The following is a 6,967-nucleotide window of genomic DNA, read 5'->3' as shown; positions in this document are numbered from 1 at the left end:
ACCATGAATGACGCCGCGAACATGCCCACCAAGAATTTCTGAAGATCCATAGTTGCCCAGCGCCCCAGGTTTTGGCGATTTGGGGGGCTTTCAAGTCAGCCGTTGAAAGAACCCGCCGCTCCATTTGCGGAGCGGCGAGGCCCCCCTTCGTCGGGGTGATGATTGACCCCGGCATTGCTGCACTGCAATTGCGGTGCCAGACCCATTGACCCATTACGGGACGCCTCTGCCAATGGCGCAAGGCCGGATCGCCGATTAATATTAACTGTGACTAATATGCCACCCGGGGAATCTCATGGCGACGATACGGTTGATGGCAACACTCCCGCGCGTAGCAGACGATCAAAATCTCTCCTGACCTTCCGCGACGTCTCCTTGAGATGCGCTTCCAGCACAGCGAAATCCGGCAGGTCGGTGACCGCCAGCAGCAGGTCCGAGAGGCCCGGCGGGACATCGTCGCGCTGGAACTCGCCGGTGAGGCAAAGCCTGATCATCTGGGTCAGGGCCAGATAAAGCCGGTAGGCTTCGCCAAGCTCTTCGCGGATGTCGCCCCCCGCGAAACCCGGAGCCAACCGCGCCAGAATGTCGGCCGTCGCCGTCACCCGGCGGCCGGGCTCGACATTGCCGGTGATGGTCGCGACCTGGGCGATGAATTCCAGATCAATGAGCCCTCCCGGGATCAGCTTGATGTCCCAGAGGTCGCGCGGCGGCTTTTCCTTTTCGATCAGCGCGCGCATCTCCGAGGCTTCGGCTTTCACCTTGGCGGCATCGCGCGGCTGCGCCAGAACCGCTGCCACCTCTTCGTCGAGCTCGGCGCAGAGTTCGGCATCGCCGCCGATGGCACGCGCCCTCGCCAGCGCCATGTGCTCCCAGGTCCAGGCATCCTGGCGCTGATATTTCTTGAACGCGTCGATATGGGTGGCGACCGGCCCCTTGTTGCCGGAGGGGCGCAGGCGAAGGTCGAGTTCATAGAGCACACCTTCGGCGGTCGGCGCCGAGACGGCGGCGATCAGGCGTTGCGTCATGCGGGTATAGTAGTGCGACGGCGCCAGCGGCTTGTCGCCGTCGGACTCTTCGGCATCCGCGTCATGGTCATAGAGCAGGATAAGGTCCACATCCGAACCGGCGGTGAGCTCGCGGCTGCCGAGCTTGCCCATGCCGAGCAGCGCCACCCTGCCCCCGGCGATGCTGCCGTGGCGCAGCGCGAATTCGGCGATCACCGCTTGAAGCGCCGCCTCGATGGTGAGGTCGGCGAGATCGGAAAAGGCACGCCCCGCCCGCGCCGGATCGATCGAGCCGGCCAGCAGGCGCACGCCGATCAGGAACTTCTGCTCGGAAGCGAAGATGCGCAGGCGATCGAGCACGTCCTCATGGCGTGGTCGCCCTCGATGAAGGCGGCAAGGCGGGCCGAAAGATAGGCGCGATCCGGCAATTCGGTGAGCAGCGCCGGGTCGAGCAGCCCGTCAAAAACATGCGGGCGGCGCGTGATGATGGCCGCCAGCCGTGGGGCAGCGCCCATGATCGTCGCCATCAGCTTGAGCAGCGCCGGGTTCGATTGCAGCAGCGAGAAGAGCTGGATGCCCGCTGGCAGGCCGGCAAGGAACTCGTCGAAGCGGATCAGCGCCTCGTCGGCGCGTCGCGTCTGGCCAAAGGCTTTGAGCAGCGCCGGCGTCAGTTCGGTCAGCCGCTCACGCGCTTCGGCAGACTGGGTGACGCGGTAGCGGCCGAAATGCCAGCCGCGGATGACCCGACAGATGTCGCTCGGCCGCTGAAAGCCCAGGCGATGCAAGGTCTGCAGCGTGTCAGGATCGTCGACATCGCCGGTGAAGACCAGATTGCCGATACCGGCCGACAGTTCGGGAGCGGTTTCGAACAGCGCCGCGTAGTGGCGCTCGACCTGCTGCAACGAGGCGCGGAAAGCCTGCGTGAAGTCCGCCTCGCCGGCAAAACCCAGCATCAGGGCGATGCGTTTCAGCCCCTCGTCGCTGTCGGGCAGGATATGCGTCTGCTCGTCCGCCACCATCTGGATGGCGTGCTCGACACGGCGCAGGAACCAGTATTGCCGGGTCAGCGCATCGCGCGCATCGGCGGTGATCCAGCCGCGCGCGGCGAGCGCGCCCAGCATCGGCACCGTCTCGCGGCCGCGCAGCTCCGGGAAGCGGCCGCCGGCGATGAGCTGCTGGGTCTGGACGAAGAACTCGATCTCGCGAATGCCGCCGCGGCCGAGCTTCACATTGTGGCCCTTCACCGCGATCTCGCCATGACCCTATGGGCATGGATCTGGCGCTTGATCGAGTGGACGTCGGCGATCGCGGCATAGTCCATGTATTTGCGCCAGACATAGGGCTGCAATTCCTTGAGGAAGGCGGCGCCGGCGGCAAGGTCGCCGGCAACTGGGCGCGCCTTGATCATGGCGGCGCGCTCCCAGTTCTGGCCGCGCGCCTCATAATAGCGAAGCGCTGCCTCGACCGGGATCGCCAGCGGCGTCGAGCCTGGATCGGGACGGAGCCTGAGATCGGTGCGGAAGACATAGCCGTGCTCGGTGCGGTCCTGCAGGATGCGCACGAGACGGCGGGTGAGCCTGGAGAACAGCTCGGTCGCATCGAGCGGATCGATGACGGCGGGCGCTTCCGGATCGAAGAAGACGACGAGATCGATATCGGAGGAAAAATTCAGCTCATGCGCGCCGAGCTTGCCCATGCCGAGCAGGATCCAGCCTGAATCCTTTGCTGGCATCGCCGGCTTCGGCAGCTTGAGCTTGCCTTGCCGGTGCGCGTCGAGCAGCAGGAAATCGACGGCGGCGTTTGTACAGGCGTCCGCGAGATCGCTGAGGCGGCGCACCGTCACAGAGGTCTCCGCCTCGCCCGAAAGATCGGCCAGCGCGATCAGGAAATGGGCTTCCGTCTTCCATTGCCGCAGCGCCATCATCAGGCTCGATTCGGAGGCCTCGTCCGCCTTGGCCGCGCCGCCGATCGCTTCGCCGATGGCGGCGAGCCGCGCTTCTACCGTCTCTTCGAACAGCGTCTCGAGAATTGCCGGCCGGCGGCGCGCCACATCGCGGAGGAAGGGCGAGAGATCGAAGACGGCCGCCAGCAGGTCCGGCAGCGGCCCCTCGCCCGCCAGGAACGCGGCGAGGCGGGAAAGCCCCTCCTCCTCGACGGCGTCGGCGATTTCCGACAATTCGCGCCGGGCGTGTTTCGCGTCCAAAGGCTGGAGCGCCAATGTGGGGCTAAGCCGGAACTCGGATTCGATCTTCTTCTTCGCCATTTGTCCGAACCATCAATGCGTCTCCCGCAACGGAAAACTCATGACCACGGACAATCCTGGATTGGCGGGCAAAAGATCAAGCCTGCCGTTGTGGAAAGTCATGATGGCCTTGGCGAGGCTGAGGCCGAGGCCCGAGCCCGGCTGCGAGCGGCTCTTTTCCAGGCGCACGAAGCGCTCGGTGGCGCGGGCACGATCGGCGTCGTCGGGAATGCCGTGGCCATTGTCGGTGACGGTAAGCTTGATTTCGCTTCCGGCGCGCTCCAGCGCCACACGCACTCTCGGCGTCTCGGCGGCGTCGGTCGAGTATTTGATGGCGTTGTCGACGATGTTGGACAGCGCCTGACCGATCAGCTCGCGGTTGCCGTTGATCGTGAAGGCCTCGGGGACGGTCGCCTCCAGCGTGACACCCGCTTCCTCCGCCACCGGCTCGTAGAGCTCGACGACGTCGCTCACCGTTGCGGCGAGATCGACCGGACCGGTCTGTTCCGAGGAATAGCCGGCCTCCAGTCGCGAGATCATCAGTATGGCGTTGAACGTCTTGATGAGCTGGTCGGACTCCGCGATCGTGCCTTCCAGCGCCTGGCGGTAGTCTTCCGTCTTGTGCCTGCCGGCAAGCGTCGCCTCGGCGCGGTTGCGCAGCCTGGTCAGCGGCGTCTTCAGATCATGGGCGATGTTGTCGGAGACCTGCTTCAGCCCCTCATTCAGCATGGCGATTCTGGCCAGCATCGCATTGAGGTTTTCCGACAGGCGGTCGAATTCGTCGCCGGCGCCGGTGACCGGCAGCCGTCCGCTGAGGTCGCCGCCCATGATGCGGCGGCTGGCATCGGACACGCTGTCGATGCGTTTCAGCGCGGCGCGCCCGACGAAGAACCAGATCAGGAGCCCGCCCAGGCCCATCATGCCGAGCGCCAGCGTCAGCGCCCGGCTGATGACGGCGCGGAAGCGCTCGGGCTCGCCGAGGTCGCGGCCGACCAGCATGATCATCTGGTTTGGCAGTCGCAGCACCAAGGCGATGGCGTTGTGGCCCTTTTCGCCTGGCGACTGGGGAGTGCTGTTGTCGCCGGCCTGGGGCGCGGGCTGGTCGGTAGCTCCACTGCGCAACCGGTCGAGCTCGCCTTCGCCGAAGCGCTGGTAGGAGAAGGGCTCGGTCGTCCAGCCCTCGGTCTCGATGACGCCGGGCTCCAGGCTCTGCACGTTGCCGGTCAGGATCTGGCCGTTGGCGTCGGCGATGAGATAGAGGTTGGCGCCGGGCTGGCGCGAGCGGTTTTCGACGACGCGCACCAGCACGGGCAGGCCGCCGCGCTGATAGGCACGGGCGAGGCCCAGCACCTCGTCGTTGATGGTCTCCTGCGTCTGCGCGGTCAGCATGCGCGCCGACAGCGACGTCATGTAGAAGACGAGCAGCACCGCGCAAAGCGCGAAAAGCAGAAGATAGAGCGCCGAGAGCCGGGCCGCCGTCGTCTTCATGATGGCCGGCAGGGAAAGAGCCATTTGCGGGCTCTAGATCAGGATGACGATTGGTTGAATCGTCATCCTGATCTAACCCTTTGTTGTAGCATGATCTTCTCCGAAAACCGGTTCCCACTTTTCGGGATCATGCTCTAGCCGCCCTTCAGCATGTAGCCGGCGCCGCGGATCGTGTGCAGGATCGGCTTGTCGAAGCCTTTTTCGATCTTGCCGCGCAGGCGCGAGACATGGACGTCGATGACGTTGGTCTGCGGATCGAAATGATAGTCCCAGACATTTTCCAGAAGCATCGTGCGGGTCACCACCTGGCCGGCATGGCGCATCAGATATTCGAGCAGCCGAAACTCGCGCGGCTGCAGCGTGATCTCGCGCCCCGCCCGCTTGACCGAATGCGACAGCCGGTCGAGTTCGAGGTCGCCGACACGATACACAGTCTCGGATTCGCGCGCGCCGGCACGGCGGTTCAGCACCTCGACACGGGCCAGCAATTCGGAAAAGGCGTAGGGCTTGGTGAGATAATCGTCGCCGCCGGCGCGCAAGCCGGTGACGCGGTCGTCGACCTCGCCCAGGGCGGACAGGATCAAAACCGGCGTGGTGTTGCCGCGCGAGCGAAGCGCGGCGATCACCGACAGGCCGTCACGGCGCGGCATCAGGCGGTCGACCACCATCACGTCATAGTCGCCGGCGTCGGCCAGCGCGAAGCCGGTCTCGCCGTCGCCGGCGACATGGGCGGTGTGGCCCGCCTCGGCGAAGGCTTTCTGCAAGTAGTCCGCCGCCTCGCGATCGTCTTCCATGACGAGAATCTTCATGGAGCCGTTATACGCGATTTCATCGGAGGTTTGAGGGGCAGTCATTGCGTCCTGCTTTGCCTTCATTAGTCGCATGTCTTCTTCCCAAAACCGGCAACCACTTTTGGGCGACATGCGATAAAGCGGCAGCGGGTGATGGGAAACCCGCTGCCGCCAGGAGCGAAACACGGTGACTGACTTACGTGCTCGGCCCCATGTTTCCCCACGGCGGCTCGGGGGTGTTGATACCGCCATGGGGAAAGCTGAACGTCTTCTAGTGGCGCATGGTCCTTTCCGAGAACCCCCATGGGATTTCCGGGGTCATGCGCGGCATGTCAGCCCTTGCCGACCGGCAGCGCGACGAAGCGGTTCGAGTCGTCGCGGGTGATCTGCATCAGCACGGCCTTGCGGCCGGCCTTGGCGGCATCGGTCATCGCCTTGGAGACGTCGTCGGTGGTGTTCACCTCGTTCGAATTGATCGAGGTGATGACGTCGCCGGGCTGGATGCCGCGGTCGGCCGCGTCGCTGTCGGGATCGACATCGGTGACCACGAGTCCCTTGCCGTTTTCGGCCTTGGTGACGGTCAGGCCGAGATCGGCAAGCGTGTCGGGCTTGGCGGCAGGCGCCGACTGCTTGCTGTTGTCGTCGTTCGAGGCCTGCTTGTCGCTCGCGGGCAGCGTGCCGAGATCGACCTTGACCGTCTCGTCCTTGCCGTTACGCCAGACCGTGACATCGACCGATTTGCCCGGCGCAAACGCACCGATCATGCGGGCGAGTTCCTTCGGCGAGGCGACGTCCTTGCCGTCGACCTGGGTGATGACATCCCCGGCGGTGATGCCCGCCTTCTTGCCCGGACCTGCGTCCTGGGCGCCCGACACCAGCGCGCCCTTGTCCGACTTCAGGCCGAGCGACTCGGCGATGTCGGAGGTGACCGGCTGGATCTCGACGCCGAGCCAGCCGCGCTGGACGGAGCCGCTCTTCATCAGGTCCTGGACGACCTGCTTGGCGGTCAAGGCCGGGATGTCGAAGGCAATGCCGACGCTGCCGCCCGACGGCGAGAAGATGGCGGTGTTGATGCCGATCACCTGGCCGTTGAGGTTGAAGGTCGGACCGCCCGAATTGCCGCGGTTGACCGACGCGTCGATCTGGATGAAGTCGTCGTAGGGGCCGGCGCCGATGTCGCGGCCGCGGGCCGAGACGATGCCGGCGGTGACGGTGCCGCCAAGGCCGAACGGATTGCCGACGGCAACCACCCAGTCACCGATGCGGACCTTGGAATCGTCGGCAAAGTCGACATAGGTGAACTTGTTGCCGCCGCCATCGACCTTGAGCACGGCGAGGTCGGTGCGCGGATCGGTGCCGATCAGCTTGGCGTCGAGTTCCTTGCCGTCATTGGTGACGACGGTGAAGTCCGAGCCTTCCGACACGACATGGTTGTTGGTGAC

General features: G+C 65.1%; 3 protein-coding genes and 1 pseudogene. All 4 read right to left on the bottom strand.

Annotation, left to right across the window (positions count from 1 at the left end; all coding sequences use genetic code 11):
• Window positions 1-293: 293 nt before the first annotated feature.
• Window positions 294-3,267: pseudogene (locus EOA28_RS19260) on the bottom strand (bifunctional [glutamine synthetase] adenylyltransferase/[glutamine synthetase]-adenylyl-L-tyrosine phosphorylase).
• 12 nt (window positions 3,268-3,279) lie between these two features.
• Window positions 3,280-4,758 carry a HAMP domain-containing sensor histidine kinase gene (locus EOA28_RS19255; protein WP_127250894.1) on the bottom strand — a complete coding sequence of 493 codons (1,479 nt, stop codon included), beginning with the start codon at window positions 4,756-4,758 and terminating at the stop codon, window positions 3,280-3,282.
• A gap of 110 nt (window positions 4,759-4,868) precedes the next feature.
• Window positions 4,869-5,543 (bottom strand): response regulator transcription factor, encoded by a 675-nt coding sequence (locus EOA28_RS19250; protein WP_042642042.1) that lies wholly within the window; start codon window positions 5,541-5,543, stop codon window positions 4,869-4,871.
• A gap of 314 nt (window positions 5,544-5,857) precedes the next feature.
• A partial coding sequence (locus EOA28_RS19245) for a Do family serine endopeptidase (protein ID WP_128315157.1) occupies window positions 5,858-6,967 on the bottom strand: 1,110 nt, incomplete at its 5' end.

It is taken from the genome of Mesorhizobium sp. M2A.F.Ca.ET.067.02.1.1 (assembly GCF_004023285.1).
Classification (GTDB): domain Bacteria; phylum Pseudomonadota; class Alphaproteobacteria; order Rhizobiales; family Rhizobiaceae; genus Mesorhizobium.
This window is presented reverse-complemented; position numbering and strand designations above follow the sequence as displayed.